Source organism: Coleofasciculus sp. G1-WW12-02 (assembly GCF_040219735.1).
Lineage (GTDB): Bacteria > Cyanobacteriota > Cyanobacteriia > Cyanobacteriales > Coleofasciculaceae > Coleofasciculus.
The window spans coordinates 90,926-107,215 of sequence record NZ_JAVJRX010000034.1; the positions used below are offsets into that span (position 1 = coordinate 90,926).

Below are 16,290 nucleotides of genomic sequence, written 5' to 3' on the forward strand. Positions count from 1 at the left end.
GTTGAAAAAATATAATCTTCACTCCATCATGCCAACCTCTGACCTAAAAATAGTCTCCCTACTCCCCAGCGCCACCGAAATAGTCGCCGCCTTAGGCTTAACCGATGCAATTGTCGGGCGATCGCACGAATGCGACTATCCTCCCGAAATCCAGAATCGCCCCGTTTGTACCGAGGCGCGACTGGATGCAGAAAAACCCAGCGCCCAAATTGACCGGGATGTGCGTCGCTTAGTCAAGGATGCCCTGAGTATATACCAAATTAAAATCGATATCCTGGAACAGTTACAACCCACCCATATTGTTACTCAAGATCAATGTGATGTCTGTGCGGTAAATTTTCCAGAGGTGGAGAAAGCGGTTGCTGAACTCACCCGTAGCCAGCCGAAAGTGATTTCCTTGCAACCGAATCAACTTAGCGAGGTTTGGGCAGATATTGAACGAGTGGCGGCTACATTAGGGGTAGACTCGCAACCCTTACTCAGTCAACTCCAGTCTCGTGTGGAGGCGATTCAGCAAAAGACACAGAACCTATCCCTAGCCGATCAACCCACAGTCGCCGCGATCGAATGGACTGATCCGTTAATGGCGAGTGGAAACTGGATTCCCGAATTAGTTGATATGGCGGGGGGTCATCATTTATTTGCCGCTTTGGGTAAGCATTCACCGTATTTAGAATGGGATGCCCTGTTGAAAACTGACCCCCAGGTTATGATTATTATGCCCTGTGGTTTTGATTTAGAGCGCACCCGTAAAGAAACCCAGCAGTTAAGCCAGCGTCCAGAATGGTCAGAGTTACAGGCGGTACGGAATAAGAGAGTCTATATTACTGATGGGAATGCCTATTTTAATCGTCCAGGACCCCGATTAGTTGATTCCTTAGAAATTTTGGCAGAAATTCTGCATCCGGAATTATTTAGTTTTGGCTATCGGGGAACGGGTTGGGACGTTGTAGAGACGCGCCATGCTACGTCTTGAATCTTGTGTAGGGGCGGGTTTTACGACTAACATTTCTTACCTCGTAACCGATGTAACTAAACCCGCCCCGACTAGGTTATCATATCTATCTAAAACGTTATTATTTCCTTCTACGGGCGTGACACAGCTAAAATTGGGGAATAGATTTTACAGTTAAATTGGGCGCACGTCGGTTAATTGGGCGCACGTCAGTGCGCCCCTACGGTAAGTCTTCCATTGGAACCTTCTGCCTTAAAAAAGCCATCTGCCTTCAATACATGATATCACCAGGCTGTCCCCAAATACCCCCATCCCTGCACCTGCGTTCCTATCAGCAACAAGCGGTAACCAACTGGTTTGGCAATCAGGGACGTGGTACGCTGAAGATGGCGACAGGGAGTGGCAAGACAATTACCGCACTCGCGATCGCAACCCAACTCTATCACCAAATTGGCTTACAAGTCTTACTCGTTGTTTGTCCCTATCGCCATCTGGTTACCCAATGGGCGCGAGAATGTCAGACGTTTAATCTAAAACCGATTCTGGCGTTTGAAAGTGTACACCATTGGCAAAATCAACTCTCTTGTGCCCTTTATAACTTACAATCGGGTAATCAATCCTTTCTGACGATTATCACCACCAACGCCACATTGATCACAGAGGGGTTACAATCTCAACTCAAGTACCTTCCCCCAAAAAGCTTAATTGTGGGTGATGAAGCCCATAACTTAGGGTCTCGACGCTTGGAAGAAAGTTTACCACGCAACATTGGCTTACGGCTTGCCCTATCGGCTACACCAGAACGCTATTTTGATGAAGAAGGAACCCAAGGGTTATTCAACTATTTTGGCTCAGTCTTGCAACCTGAACTAACTCTAGCCGATGCGATTCGCCAAGGGGCATTAGTTAACTATCTCTATTATCCGATATTAGTGGAATTAACCGAAACCGAATCAATCGCCTATGCCAAGTTTACTAAACGCATTGGCTGGGCGCTAATGGATAATCAAGATAGCGACATCCAGAATAATGATACTGTAACCGCCCTCTTAATGCAACGCGCCCGTTTAATTGGGTCAGCCGCTAATAAGTTAACCGCATTGCGAGAGTTAATGGCACAACGGTTAGAAACTTATCACACCTTATTTTATTGTGGAGATGGTTCAGTTGAAGGGAATGTGAGTCAGGAAACCACTCGTCAATTAGCAGCAGTAACCCGGTTATTAGGAATTGAACTGGGATATCGGATTAATACCTATACAGCAGACACACCGTTAACGGAACGAGAGGAATTGCGTCATCAATTTGAAACCGGGAAATTACAAGGATTGGTGGCGATTCGCTGTCTTGATGAAGGGGTAGATATTCCGGCGATTCAAACGGCTGTTATTCTTGCCAGTAGTGGGAATCCCCGCCAGTTTATTCAACGACGGGGGCGGATTTTGCGTCCGCATCCTGATAAGGAACGGGCGACGTTATTTGATATGATTGTTCTCCCTCCAGATTTAGGGCGAGAAACCTTAGATGTGGAACGGAATTTACTGAAAAAAGAGTTAAAACGGTTTTTAGAGTTTGCTGACTTAGCTGATAATGCGGGAGAAGCCCGACTGAAATTGCTGCAACTTCAAAAACGGTATGGGTTGCTGGACCTATAAAGTTCATCACCCTAAATCCGATTTAACCCAATCGGTAGGGTGTTGGGGCGGGTTTTACTGTTATCGTTCCTGGTTTACCCAGATGTGACTAAACCCGAAGGTGTAGGGGCGGGTTTTACTGTTATCGTTCCTGGTTTACCCAGATGTGACTAAACCCGCCCCGACTAAGCCCAATAATTAAGTCGTTAAACTCTCCTCTTCTGTCTTAGATTTCTGCTGGGCTCTCTTGAATTTCTTGTGGGCTAACCAACCGAGTCCCAACAATCCCAATGCGGCGGATGAACCGGGTTCAGGAACCGACTGCGGTTCTGACTCCAGGGCTAAGAATGCATCGGTAGCGAGTTGTTCATGGGCGACGGTGGTTGGGTGAATCCCATCCCAGAATAAATACTCGTCTGGATTGTCACAGACTTTAAAATCTTGTGTTCCATCTAATTTCCCGTCATCCTTGAGGGGTTCAATGCAAGAGTCGGTGACATTGGTGAAACCCTTTGCTTCTGGATTGGCGATGGTTTTATTCAGGAGCGAAAAAGCATCAAGCTGTACGATATTGATGTTATCCAATTGACTCAAGTTATCAAGACTTGCACCTAATAGAGTGTTATGGGTCTGAGATAATGAGGTAAGAGCCATGGACATGTCATTACCCATGCTCAGTACGCGAGGGGTTTTGCCTAAATCTGGCAAATTGGGTACGAGGAAATTACGCGCCCCTAAATCGTAGAGCGTTTGTACCGCTTCAGCTAAATTGCCTACTGTTTGCATGGGGTTAGGGTCAGATACAAGCTGATAATCATTAGGACCTCCCCATACAATATAGAGTGCATCCTCATCGGCTTGTTGACCCGCTACCGCTAGGTCATCTTCAAACCAATCAACCTGAGTTAATATTCCTGGTATCAGTTCACCAAGCTCACCCACCCCTTGAGTACCCGTTTGAGCCGCACCGAAGGCGAAGTTTACACTGTTGGTAGCCGTCACACCATTAAAGAATGGGCTAACTTGAGGTTGACCGTTAATGATTGTGATGGGAGAACGGATATCAGAACCGGGAAACAGCACGGATAATTCTGTAGAAGGTATCAGGTTTATTCCCAAATCCTGTGCTAAATAATCGCTCCAAACTAAATCATTAGAAAAACGTCCTTCCTCATCGTAGGGGGGAACCACAGGTTCAACGGGTATTTCAAGTTGTTCAGGCAGTAGAATATTAGCGGCAGTTGTGGCATTGTAAATGTTACCGGGATCTGAGAGACTATCCCCAAAGACATACAGTTTGCTGAATGTAGCCGCTAAAGCCTCTGCGGGCAACATGAAGGAAAGGACGGTAAATCCTAGAGCGACGATTGGTTTTTTCATGAGAGGTCTTCACAGTTATTACTAATGTGGACAATGAGGTTGTGGCATAGACTCCCTGGAAAATCAGGGTATCGTCTGTGCCTCAATAGGTTTGTATGCAGAGAATTGTGATGAATCTTTATGGGGTTATAACTAACCTAGCCTACCCACCATCAGGTCTTAGGTTGTTATAGTAGAGAGTGACATCAAAACAAGGTAGAAAGGTGATGAACAAACACCCTGCTTAAATTAAGTATACATTACATTATTTTCCTCTGGGAGTAAATACAACACATAAGTTAAAGATTTCATAAAGAAATACAAATAAAGAATGAATATAATCGTAATTTAAGGTTTCGTCAACCCCCGATGTGATGACTTTTAAATATCCAGACATAGCCACTCAAGCAATCTCCAGAATTTTATCGGAAAAGCGTTCCGCCTATAATCGACAGGGGGCGTTATTTGACGTACAAGAACCGATTACCAGTGCGTCGCCAGAGGTGCGTCGGATTATTGAGAGAGTGTTACAAGCCGAAAAAGATAAGCTTTATATGAAGATCCCCCGCTATATTAATGATGACATCTTGAGAATTGTCAAGGAAGAAGTACAATGAAGTTGAGGTCAATCCGGCTGTGCAACTTTCGCCAGTTTTACGGTAAGACACCAGAAATCACTCTGGCAACTGGCGATCGCAATACGACGGTGATTCATGGGAACAACGGAGCCGGAAAGACTACGCTATTAAATGCCTTTACCTGGGTTCTGTACGAGAAATTCACGGCGGCGTTTGCGTCTCAAGAACAACTGGTGAACAAACGGGCAATTAACGAAGCCGCCCTGAAAGAATCGGTAGAATGTTGGGTAGAAATTGGTTTTGAGCATCAGAATAAACGCTATCAGGCAAAGCGACTCTGCCGTGCTTACAAGACGGAAGCGGGGGTGGAACAGGGTAAAAGTGAACTATACCTGCAAATTGCCGATGATGATGGTCGCTGGCTCCTACCGCAACAACTGCCAGAGGATATCATAGGACGCATCTTACCTGCAAGTTTACATCAATACTTCTTCTTTGACGGGGAGCGGATCGAGCAAATTGTCCGATCTGATAAAAAAGCCGACATTGCTGAAGCGACGAAGACGTTGCTCGGCGTCGAGGTGTTAAATCGTTCAATCAAGCATCTCAAGGAAGCCAGAAAAAGCTTGGAATCTGAATTATCCTTAATTGGCGATTCAGAAACCCAAAAACTGCTCAAAGAACAAAAGCAACTCGAACAAAAAAGTCACAACCTGGCAAATCGACAAGTCGAAATTGACCAGGAATTAGCCCACCACGATGAATTAAAGCAAACCTTGAGTAGTCGCTTATTAGAACTCGGTGGCGCGACAGAGTTGCAACAGCTACGGGATGAACTCGAAGCGCAGCAAATATTACATCGAGAACAGCTCAAACAAGCCAAAGATAGCCTCAAACGTATCCTGTCTACACGCGGCTATACCGTGTTGCTATCGCAGATGATTACAGACTTTCACTCCATTGTCGAAGAGTTGCGATCGCGCGGCGAACTTCCGGTGGGGATTAAACAGCAATTTGTCCAGGATTTACTGCACAGCCAGCGCTGTATCTGTGGTACCCCATTACAGGAAGGAACCTCAGCCTATCAGCAGGTTGCGGCTTGGATGGATAAAGCTGGATTAGCTGATGTGGAAGAAACGGCGATTCGTTTAGGAGTACAGGTTAGTGAAATTAAGCGGCAAATCCCCGGATTTTGGACAGATATTGATCAGCAACAGATGATTCTATCTCAAGAACGAGCAGAACTCTCTCGCATTGAAACCCAACTCGATGATATTAGAAAGAAACTGATCACTTTTCCAGATGAGGATATTAGTCAACTGCAAAAGCGCTTAGATGAAATCGATACAACCTTTCGCGATTTAACCTTAGAAAAGGGTTCAAATCAGCATAAAATTGAACAGTTAAACACTGATATCCAAGCCATACTCAAGCAAATTGCCAAGCATAAAATGAATGAAGCGAAACAAGCCTTGGCGCAGCGACGGATTGCTGCAACTCAGGATGCTATTGAACGGTTAATCGAAGTCAGAATCCGACTAGATAATCAGTTTCGCACGTCGTTAGAAAAGCGAGTCCAGGAAATTTTTGCCGGGATTTCCTTCACCCCCTATCTCCCTAAGCTGAATGAGAACTATGAATTAACTTTAGTGGAAACCACCACCGGAAACGAGGAAATCGTGGCGGCGTCTACAGGAGAAAACCAAATTCTCAGCCTTTCTTTTATTGGTGGAATTATTGATCGGGTGCGGGATTGGATTCAAGAACACGCGCTGATGGGACCCGACAGTAGCACATTTCCCATCGTTATGGATTCACCCTTTGGCAGTTTAGATGAAATTTACCGTCGCCAAATTGCTCAAACCCTTCCTACTTTAGCTAATCAGTTAGTCGTGTTAGTCACGAAGACTCAATGGCGAGGGGAGGTGGCGAAAGAGATGGAACCCTATATCAGTCGAGAATATGTCCTGGTTTACAATTCACCCAAACCGGAGTGCGATCGCGACTGGATGGAACTAGGAGGGGTTCGTTATGATTTAGTCAAACCGAGTCCGAATGAGTTTGAATATACAGAAATTGTGGAAGTGGAGTATGTGTTTTAGTGAAGGTGTTGAACCGGATTGGATAGTATAGGGTTATTCAATGTCTTGATATTTATCGGTTTAGTATAGATTTGCCTGAATAGTCTCATAACCAATGACCATTATTACGATTCGGGAACAGCAGTCAACGGATAGCGGATTTACGGCGACTCTCAGTTTTGATGGGCGGGTGAATTATCCCATCGCGATTACTGATCCTTTCACCCCGAAACAAGAACAGACCCTGGAATGGTATTTTGAACAATGGCTGGTTTTTCCCCAATTGGGAACAGTGAAGGCGGAACAGGCGAAGGAATCGGTTAAGGCTTACGGGGAACAATTATTTGAGCAGGTATTTAGAACCAATATTGACGCCTATAGCGAGTATCGGCAAATCCGGGGGAATTTAAGTCAGATTCAAATAGAGATTGAAAGCCAGACGCCAGAGTTTCAGGCGTTACATTGGGAAGCCCTGCGTGATCCGGATTTACCCCGTCCCCTGGCGGTGGATTGTCTGATGCTGCGGAAGCATACCAAACCCGTTCCCATTGGCGCAAGTATGCCAGCATTTCCGGTAATTAATTTACTCTTGGTGACAGCACGACCGGATCAGGAAAGAGATGTAGGCTATCGTACCATTTCCCGTCCCTTAATTGAAGCGATTGAGACGGCAAAGTTACGGGTGAATGTGGAGTTATTGCGTCCGGCTACATACAAGGCGTTATCGAAACATTTAGAGGAGAAAGGGGCGGGATATTATCATATTATTCATTTTGATGCCCATGGCTCATTGATGAGTTATGACCAAGTGCACAAGGGGATAGAAAAGAAGCGGTATACATTTCAGGCGCGGTGGGGGCGAGAGGATATTACTGAGTATGAAGGGGTGAAGGCGTTTCTGTTTTTGGAGGGAGAAAGTCAGGGAAAAGCTGATCCGGTGGAGGCGTCAGAATTAGCCAATTTATTAACCGGAAAAGGAATTCCCGTCTGTATTTTAAACGCCTGTCAATCCGCCAAACAAATCCGAGGAGATACATCAAACCCCGCACCCGTAAACCCGGTAAACCCGGTAAACCCGGTAAACCCGGTAAACCCGGTAAACCCGGTAAACCCGGTAAACCCCGTAAACCCGGTAAACCCCGTAAACCCCGTAGGGGCGAAGCATTCGCGCCCAGATATGTCGGTTGTTGGATCAAATGAAAACGCGAATGCTTCGCCCACACCCACATCAAACGCGACAACATCTCCCATCCCCCATCCCCCATCCCCAACATCGCGCCCAGATATGTCGGTTGTTGGATCAAATGAAAACGCGAATGCTTCGCCCACACCCACATCAAACGCGACAACATATCCCATCCCCCATCCCCCATCCCCAACATCGCGCCCAGATATGTCGGTTGTTGGATCAAATGAAAACGCGAATGCTTCGCCCACACCCACATCAAACGCGACAACATCTCCCATCCTCCATCCCCCATCCCCAACATCGCGCCCAGATATGTCGGTTGTTTCATCAAATGAAAACGCGAATGCTTCGCCCACACCCACATCAAACGCGACAACATTTCGCGAAACCAGTTTAGGGAGTCGCCTCATGGCGGCGGGGATGCATACAGTCGTCGCGATGGGCTATTCCGTCACCGTAACCGCCGCCTCCTTATTAATCGAAACCGTCTATCACCAAGTCTTTGCTGAAAAAACAATTCGGGAAGCCCTACGACTGGGACGCCGCGAACTCTTTAATAATAAAGGACGTAAAGCCTATTATAACCAAACGATTGACTTAGAAGACTGGCTCTTACCTGTGGTTTATACCAATCAGCCCGTTAATTTGAATTTACGGGAATTTACGCCCCAGGAAGAAGAAGACTATTATGCCGCACGTCAGCAGCAGTATCGGTTTACTCCACCCACCTATGGCTTTGTCGGGCGCGATTTGGAGATTCTCAAGATAGAAAAGGCATTGCTGCGCCATACTATTCTCCTGTTGCGGGGGATGGGGGGAACGGGGAAAACTACGCTACTGAATTATTTACGGGAATGGTGGCAAACCACTCACTTTGCTGAAGCTATCTTTTATTTTGGTTATGACACAAAAGCCTGGACATTGAAGCAAATCCTGCGGGAGATAGGGAAGCAGGTTTATGACAAGTTCGAGTTCAGCCGATTTCAGGCGATGAATCCGGCGGCGCAGGTGCAGAAATTAGCCGAGAAACTGAAAACCGAGAATCATATCCTGATTTTGGATAACTTGGAATCGGTGACGGGGAAACGGTTGGCGATTAAACATACGTTATCGAAGAAGAAGCGAGAGGAAATTCAGGACTTTTTAACGCGATTAGTGGGTGGGAAAACGCGGGTGGTGTTGGGTTCCCGCAGTGGTGAGGAGTGGTTACAGGGGACATTTGGCGATAATGTGTATCCGTTACAGGGATTAGATGTTCAGGCGCGTTCAGAGTTGGCGCAAAAGATATTAGAACGGTATTTACCGAAATCGCGGATTCCGCAGATACGGGAAGATAAAGCGTTTAGCCGATTAATGAAACTCTTGGCGGGGTATCCCTTGGCGATGGAGGTAGTGTTGGCGAATCTGAAACAGCAATCCCCGGCGGAGATTGTCGCGGGGTTGGAAAAGGCGGATATTGCGTTGGATTCGGGGAGTGAGGATAAGACGGAGAGTATTGTTCAATGTGTAGAGTATTCCCATCGGAATTTGTCGGCGGCGGCGCAGCAGTTGTTGTTGTGTTTAGCGCCATTTAGTGGGTTTATTCGGGGGGATAGGATTGGGAATTATGTTGATAAGTTGCAGCAGTTAGCACCGTTTCAGGATTATCCGTTTGAGGAGTTTGATGGGGCGATTCAAGAGGCGATTAATTGGGGATTGTTGTCCCCCAGCCCCTCTCAATCCCCCCAACCCCCCTTTGAAAGGGGGGCTAATGAGAGATTGTTAAGGATTCAGCCGGTTTTCCCTTATTTCTTGCGGATGAAGCTGAATCAACAGGATGCAGCGATGCGGGAAGCGTTGCGGGAGGGGTTTAAACGTCATTATTTGGTGTTGGCGGGTGTTTATCAGCAATTGATGAAATCGAAGCAGGCGCAAAAACTGCAACAGGGGATTTTCGCCTGTCAACTGGAGTATGAAAATCTCTACAATGCGCTGCAACTCTGTTTAGAGAAGCAGGAAACGGTGGATATCTTTTTCTGTTTGTTTCAATACTTCTTGCAGATTAATGATATCCAGAGTAATCTCAAACTCTCAGAGTTCGTCTGTCAGGCACAAGCGGCATATCCGGCATCATTACACACAGGTGAAATTGGGCTGGAAATTGTCATGGCACAGGATCGGTTAGCCTGTTGTTACCTAGAAACCCAGAATTATACTCAAGCCAAAGCCACTTATCAGCAGGTGCTGGAACTAACCCAACAGCTTACCGGGGTAGAGGAGAGACAGAAACAGCTTTACATAGCTACAACCTATCACCAGTTAGGAAGGGTTGCCGAAGAGTTACGGGAGTATGAGCAGGCAAAGCTATACTATCAGCAGGCTCTGGATATTAAGATTGAATTTCGCGATCGCTATTCTCAAGCTGGCACCTATCACCAGTTAGGAAGGGTTGCCGAAGAGTTACGGGAGTATGAGCAGGCAAGGCTATACTATCAGCAGGCTCTGGATATTTACATTGAATTTCGCGATCGCTACAATCAAGCTAAAACCTATCATTGTTTAGGATTACTGGCAGAAGCCCAGGAAAACTACGCCGAAGCGAGGGTGAATTTACAGACAGCCTTAGAGATATATCTAGAGTATCAGGATGACTATTGGGCTGATGTTGCACGGGAAGCCTTAGCACAACTCCCAGATTAAGAAGGGCACGATAATATCGTGCCCCTACCCCATCAATTCTCCCTGGGTGTCGTAGGGGTACGGCATTGCCGTACCCTAATCGTATGAATTCGCGCCAAGGTAAAAACCAATGCTGGCAAGCCTTTCCCCCTCATCCCCTAACCCCTTCTCCCACCGTGGGGAGAAGGGGGATCGGATGCTCTTGCTCCCCTCTCCCGTGCAAAAAAAGCGAAGCATCCTCTGTCATCCCCCCTCTTGTAGGGGGGAACGAGGGGGGTTGGGAGAGGGGCTGGGGGTGAGGGCTGGCGTGGGAGAGGGGTTAATGTCAACCCATAAATCCGGTGGCGTTGCGTCTTTCCGAGTTACTCATCCGACTCGAGCAACTGACAGAAAAGGTGGATGATACCCTGATAGCCGTGGGGAGTGAAGCCATGAAAAGCAGCCTAACCGTTTATGACTACGTGAAAATGGCATCGAAAACCACACCGGGATTAAAAAGCGTGGCGGAGCAGTTAAAAGAACGCTTTAAAGGGGTGAAAACAAGAGGGAATGGGAGTTCATCAGGGGAGGAGTCAAACGCTGAGAGTGATGAATGACGCTCTGAGCGTGGTGAGGGGACACTCTGAGCGTGGTGGGAGACACTCTGAGCGTGCTGGGAGGATGCTCTAAGCGTGGCGGATGACACTCCGAGCGTAGTGGGGGGACACTCTGAGCCTCGCGGGAGACACTCTAAGCGTGGTGGGAGGACACTCTGAGCGTGGCGGATGACACTTTAAGCGTGGTGTGGGGACACTCTGAGCGTGGCGGATGACACTTTAAGCGTCGTCGAGGAGTCTCAAGGTGACAAAGTTTACCCGAACAAACCAAAGAGCAAGGCTTCAAGCCTCAACCATCAGCATCTACACCCCTGCGATACCGATTATGGTAGAGACGTTCCGGCGGAACGTCTCTACCATGGTGCTTCGCTCAACCTAAGCTGCTTGACATTTAAACCTTAATGTCAATAATGGTGAAATCCTTGTAGTGCGAGCATCTTGCTCGCTACTAATACCCAATTTAAATGCATGACAGCTTAAGAGATTCTCTGGAAATCGAATTGACGCACCAATACCAGATGGGTAGGGGAACGATATCATCGTACCCTTCAAATGGCTGCTCCCCCGGTTCTTTTAAAGGGCGGGTTTAGTCAAGTTATCAGTTGGGTGCAAAATGTTATCTGTAAAACCCGCCCCTACACCCCCATTATCGTACCCTTCAAATGGCTAGGGCGCACGTCGGGAATGGGCGCACGCCATGCGCCCCTACTTACCCGGTAAGGATTTGGAATCGGAGGGTTCTGTATATTGGCAGAAAATATTTAGCCCAATCTTAAGAATATACAATACCACCACAGTTGCGATCGCGGGATCAAGGGGAAATCCGGCTAACCCTACCAAATACACGATTAATCCCGTCAGCAAGGGTGTACTTCCGGGATTCTTGGTGTACTCCTGTACCTTGGTGCGAAAGCTATCATCACCACACAACTCCTGACGTAACTGGTTCAGCGTCACCTCCCACAGGGATTTGTCGGGAAAATCCGGGATTGTACCATATTTCTGGCGATACAGTTCCTCAAACGACGCCTCAATATCCCCATTATGCTCTTTGAGAAGTGCGATCGCGTCTTGTGCTGGATCATCATTGGGTAATATGGTTTGATATGAATTCAGTTCCGAGGTGGTGAGTTGAGTATTCATCGTTATCTTTTTATCGTAAGGGCTGGCTAAATCAGTCTTGTGGTAAGGATAAAGAGTGGGGAATGGGGAAGGGTAACGCTAAAGATCATCAAGAAGAAAACAACCCGCTTAAAAGGCGCCTAGCTAACCGCTTGGATCTGGGTTTGGAAGAAAGAAATCCAGCCACAATTCGCCGCATTATCCAGCGCCGCGCTGTTGGACGCAATAAATGAAATAGGTGTCGAAAACCAATGTAAAATAATCCCACCATGATTAAAACAGCAATCAGCATCCAAGGGTTATTCAGGAAAACTGGGATAAAGGGAATCACCAGCAGCATAGAAATCAGCAATGCCAATCCCCAAGCCAGCCCATTAATCAGCCCAGTTAAGGGAACATATTTACCGAAACGCAACTGACGCATTACTTGTTCAATTAACCAATAATGTGCCGTTGAAATCTGATGGGAAAAGTTGGGACGTTCTAGACAATTGCGCTGGATTTGATGGATAATATCACCATCCAAGCCAATAACACTTCGCATCAGCGCCTCTTGGGAGCTTCCTCGCTTATAGTAGGTACAAAACGTTAATCCTGATTGCCAACGGTTTTCGTCATCAATGAGAGCGTAATACCGCAAATCTGTGAGCAATTGACGGGAAAGCTTCAGAGAATCTCCCATCTGTTGAGCCTGTTGAATGTGTCGTAGAGTTTCTTTATCTAAGGTGAAGCGAACCCCATGAAACAGAAACTGAGAGCGAGAAATGTGTTCTACCTCGATTTGAATACAAGCCGCGATCGCTAAATTCTGGCGCGGGGAAGGCGGGTGAGAGGGTGATGCTAAACGAGGATGCTGATTCATTTTTCAAACGTCAAACGTAAAAAGTCAAACCCTTTGCCCTCCGGTGTGTAAAGCTATACCTTATGACTTATGCAGTGTAGCTTTTATTAGACCAATAATAAACTCCAACAGTCCGCGCCATTGTCGTTCACTGGCGATTACCCCTTCTCGGTGAATTTGCAGAATGACCTCTTTCTGGGGATGGTGAAACAGGGATTGATCGTAACGGTTAATCACATCGCCATCGAGTTGAATCACTGTTTGAGCGCAGATGGTATCTGTGGTGATCATTCGTTGAATTATATCAGCTTGATCGGGTTGAACAGAGACTAAGCGTAGCACCGTTTGATTCCGATCATCCAAGGCGGCTTTGAGTTCAGCTAGTTTACGCAAACCGCGTAAAAAACGACAATTACTCAAAAGTCTTTGAATGGTAACAATTGTGTCTGGACTTTTCAGATCGATGGGATTGGGGAGACGAGTGGGGATGCGATCAAAATCATCAGCGAGACTGGAGTGATCCTCATTGAAGATTGTCGGATCATAAAGTTCAGAGGTTGGATCACTCAATTGCCCCCGGTATTCCCGTTCTAGCCTGGTGCGTAACTCCAGGTAGTGATGGCGCAATGACTCATGGATACCTTGTTGTTCTAAATACTCCGGCGAAATCGGATAAATATCCCGGTACGCTTCCCAAGCAATAAACTTATGACCGCTAATATGTTCTACCACCATCGTATTCACTTCTAGCGCCGTGAAGTCGATTAGCGTGTCGCCCAAGGACTGCAAGAAGTGATTTAGGCTTCGATTCACACCCGAACTATTGCCTCGGGTTTTAGAGGCGGGTACATCCTGTGAATCTTGTCGATTTCGATTGGTCATCAACCCACACCTCTCTAGAACACCTGTTCACTCATCCAATCATCCACCGAAATTCCCAAAAATGGAAACATTCGCGGCTTAACACTTCATTGTATCGCTCTAGTGCAGCATGGCTGCAAATACCCAGACGTTCCACGCCTTACGTCTCTCTGTGCTCCCAGACGTAGCATGCTACGTCTCTACATTGCTCCCAGACGTAGCATGCTACGTCTCTACATTGCTCCCCCTATCTACGAAGCTGCTCAAGTATTTCCATGCCCGCTGCACTAGGGTTCTGGGTTTTTATCCTGAAAGCGGCTAGGGGGTGGAGGCGGTGGTGGCTCTCCTTGCTTCGTTGGTTTGGGCTTCTCCTCCCAATCGTCCTCTGCATGGCTGAGGGAATCAAAATCATCAACAGAAAATTCTTCAAAGGAGAGTTCCCCGAATCCATAATCCTGCTCATCCACATTTTCGGCGGATTGGTTTTGATCTGCCAACAAATCTATAGGATCACTTAATGATTCTGAGTCCATTTCTTTTTCCTGAGAGTCTTCAGGTAAAGCATCTAACCCAGCTAGAGGATCAGCCGTTGAGCTTGCCGACTCAGACGCTTGGCTCTCACTCAAGTCTGGCCATTCAATCTCACTATCAACCTCAGTTAAATCGGAATAGGGTTCAAGTTCCTCAACCGCAAATTCATCCCAATCTTCCTGAATATTTAACGGCGAGGGAGACTCCTCGACGGGTGGGGGTGCCGCAAAGGGATCAAAGTCTTCCACTAAGTCACCCCAGTCTTCATCGGTATCCATCTGGGCAAAAGAATGATCGCCTAATTCCGGTTCGTCTACTACCCAGTCATCCCAGTCTGCATCGTCGTCAGTATCCTGGTTTAGTTCTTCTAAGGATTGCCAACTGGGCATTTTTTGAGCCGGTTCTGATCCCCTGGGTTTGGGTTCAATGTCTGTCTGGGGTGGGATATCCAGTTCCGCCGAGGGGGGCGACTCCTCCTCATCAAGTTCCAATGTTCCCCAATCGTCGTTGAGAACCTGCCAATCTTGCTCATCTAACTCCGCTTGGTTGGACGATAGCGGTTCTGCTTCAGTGAATTCGTCTCTCGCATCCTCAGTTGTAGAGGACTCTTCATCGTCTAGAGGTGGGCGTGGAGGAGGGGGTAAGGACTCGAGCAAATCTAGCACCGAGTCATCTTCATCTTCTTCATCTTCTTCCTCTTGCTCCCAAGTTGTCATTGTCTCGCTAGAGGGAGTCGATTCAGCAGATACCTCTTCCTGAATCGTCAAATCTGGCGTCTGGGTTGCCAATTCGGCGGCGGCGACGACGGCTACTCCCCCATCCGGGTGGGCGGCTGTCTCTTCCTGGGTGATGGCTAAGGGTGGGTATTCTACCTCACTCAACCCTGTCCTGTGGTGTTGCAGCGTGATTAAAATCTCAAATAGCTTTTGCAAAGTTTTAAGATTATTCTCAACCAGCTGATTGCCTTGTGCCACCTGTTCTATATGAAAGGGGAGGAGTTCTCGATAGGGACCATTGCCAATAAACTGTTCCCCAATCTCATTCGCGATCGCTCCCTCAATCGTATTAATTTGAGTCCGCAGGCGATAACCCGGTTTGGCAGCTGTTTCGGCGCCATCCTCAGCATCAGAAGCCACCCAGGTTGTAATTTTCAACTGCACCGCTTCCGCCAAAGCCCCAGCAAACGCTTCTTGAACCTTGCCTGCTTTGAGTTGTTGCCTAAAGTCCTCACTCGACGCCATAATACACTCACCTGAATTTGGGCGATTACCACTACAGAAACTGGCAGATTTGTCAACCTCTATCTTCAAGATTAGGGTAAATTATCCTGGCTCGAAGGCGACAGAGCCGGATTACTCTCCCGAAGTTGCTGCTGGGTTGACTGCTGGGGTTGGTATAATACACGAGTCAACACGGTAAAGAGTTGTTGCAAGTTTTCTAGATTATTCTGGATAATCTGGCGTCCTTCCTGAACTTGCTGGGTATGAAATTGGCGTAGTTCCGTGTAGGGACCATTGCCGATAAATTGAGATCCTACCTCATTATCGATGGAGCCTTCTACAATATTGATCCGGGTACGCATACAGGAATTAGCCGCAGGCTGCTCTGTTTGTGGCGAATTGGCGGAAGACACCCAAGTCGTAATTTCCAATTCAACCGATTCCGACAAAGCTAGGGTGAAGGCATCTCCAATGTTGCCCGCCCTTAGTTTCTGTTTGAATTCTTCGCTGGTTGTCATCGAAACTCCTTTGGGGCTCTATTAGCTCAGCAATATACTCAAAGTGCTTTGACTATAGCAAACTTCCGCTTCACCTGAACAAATTTTCTCACAAGGGAACAGGGAATGGGAAGCTGGGGGAGATGAGAGAGCTGGGGAGTTCCGATG

At 47.2% G+C, this 16,290-nt stretch carries 12 protein-coding genes and 1 pseudogene; 7 read left to right on the forward strand and 6 right to left on the reverse strand.

Going from position 1 to position 16,290, the window contains the following annotated elements; all coding sequences use genetic code 11:
- Positions 1-28 precede the first annotated feature (28 nt).
- On the forward strand, positions 29-976 hold the full coding sequence (locus tag RID09_RS05015) for a cobalamin-binding protein (RefSeq protein WP_446334851.1): 948 nt from the start codon (positions 29-31) through the stop codon (positions 974-976).
- 257 nt (positions 977-1,233) lie between these two features.
- Positions 1,234-2,610, forward strand: coding sequence for a DNA phosphorothioation system restriction enzyme (locus tag RID09_RS05020; RefSeq protein WP_446334927.1), 1,377 nt, complete (start codon positions 1,234-1,236; stop codon positions 2,608-2,610).
- A 177-nt stretch (positions 2,611-2,787) separates the two neighbouring features.
- On the opposite strand, the gene RID09_RS05025 is transcribed toward RID09_RS05020, so the two are convergent.
- Entirely contained in the window at positions 2,788-3,969 is a 1,182-nt protein-coding gene (locus RID09_RS05025) for an SGNH/GDSL hydrolase family protein (protein WP_446334852.1), read from the reverse strand.
- A gap of 353 nt (positions 3,970-4,322) precedes the next feature.
- On the opposite strand from RID09_RS05025, the gene RID09_RS05030 reads away from it, so the two are divergent.
- The 5 genes and pseudogenes from RID09_RS05030 to RID09_RS05050 all read left to right on the forward strand — a co-directional run bounded on the left by RID09_RS05030 (position 4,323) and on the right by RID09_RS05050 (position 11,452).
- Positions 4,323-4,565 carry a hypothetical protein gene (locus RID09_RS05030; RefSeq protein ID WP_446334853.1) on the forward strand — a complete coding sequence of 81 codons (243 nt, stop codon included), beginning with the start codon at positions 4,323-4,325 and terminating at the stop codon, positions 4,563-4,565.
- Positions 4,562-6,628, forward strand: a complete 2,067-nt coding sequence (locus RID09_RS05035; protein ID WP_446334854.1) for an AAA family ATPase — start codon at positions 4,562-4,564, stop codon at positions 6,626-6,628. Before RID09_RS05030 ends, RID09_RS05035 begins: the two co-directional genes overlap by 4 nt.
- Before the next feature lie 94 nt (positions 6,629-6,722).
- Complete coding sequence (locus RID09_RS05040) at positions 6,723-10,475, forward strand: tetratricopeptide repeat protein (protein WP_446334855.1); 3,753 nt, start codon at positions 6,723-6,725, stop codon at positions 10,473-10,475.
- 320 nt (positions 10,476-10,795) lie between these two features.
- Positions 10,796-11,050: pseudogene (locus RID09_RS05045) on the forward strand (hypothetical protein); the annotation flags it as partial.
- Between the two features lie 204 nt (positions 11,051-11,254).
- A complete protein-coding gene (locus tag RID09_RS05050) occupies positions 11,255-11,452 on the forward strand; it encodes a hypothetical protein (protein WP_446334856.1) in 198 nt (65 codons plus the stop codon).
- Positions 11,453-11,755: 303 nt separating this feature from the next.
- Here RID09_RS05050 and RID09_RS05055 read toward each other — a convergent pair whose 3' ends face one another.
- From RID09_RS05055 to RID09_RS05075, 5 genes are all read right to left on the reverse strand, one after another.
- The gene (locus tag RID09_RS05055) at positions 11,756-12,193 is read right to left on the reverse strand and encodes a hypothetical protein (RefSeq protein WP_446334857.1); all 438 of its coding nucleotides are present in this window, start codon (positions 12,191-12,193) and stop codon (positions 11,756-11,758) included.
- An 88-nt stretch (positions 12,194-12,281) separates the two neighbouring features.
- A complete protein-coding gene (locus RID09_RS05060) occupies positions 12,282-13,034 on the reverse strand; it encodes a hypothetical protein (RefSeq protein ID WP_446334858.1) in 753 nt (250 codons plus the stop codon).
- 60 nt (positions 13,035-13,094) lie between these two features.
- The gene (locus RID09_RS05065; protein ID WP_446334859.1) at positions 13,095-13,895 is read right to left on the reverse strand and encodes a hypothetical protein; all 801 of its coding nucleotides are present in this window, start codon (positions 13,893-13,895) and stop codon (positions 13,095-13,097) included.
- Between the two features lie 266 nt (positions 13,896-14,161).
- Positions 14,162-15,646, reverse strand: a complete 1,485-nt coding sequence (locus RID09_RS05070; RefSeq protein ID WP_446334860.1) for a hypothetical protein — start codon at positions 15,644-15,646, stop codon at positions 14,162-14,164.
- Between the two features lie 71 nt (positions 15,647-15,717).
- A complete protein-coding gene (locus tag RID09_RS05075) occupies positions 15,718-16,143 on the reverse strand; it encodes a hypothetical protein (protein ID WP_446334861.1) in 426 nt (141 codons plus the stop codon).
- Positions 16,144-16,290: the final 147 nt, after the last annotated feature.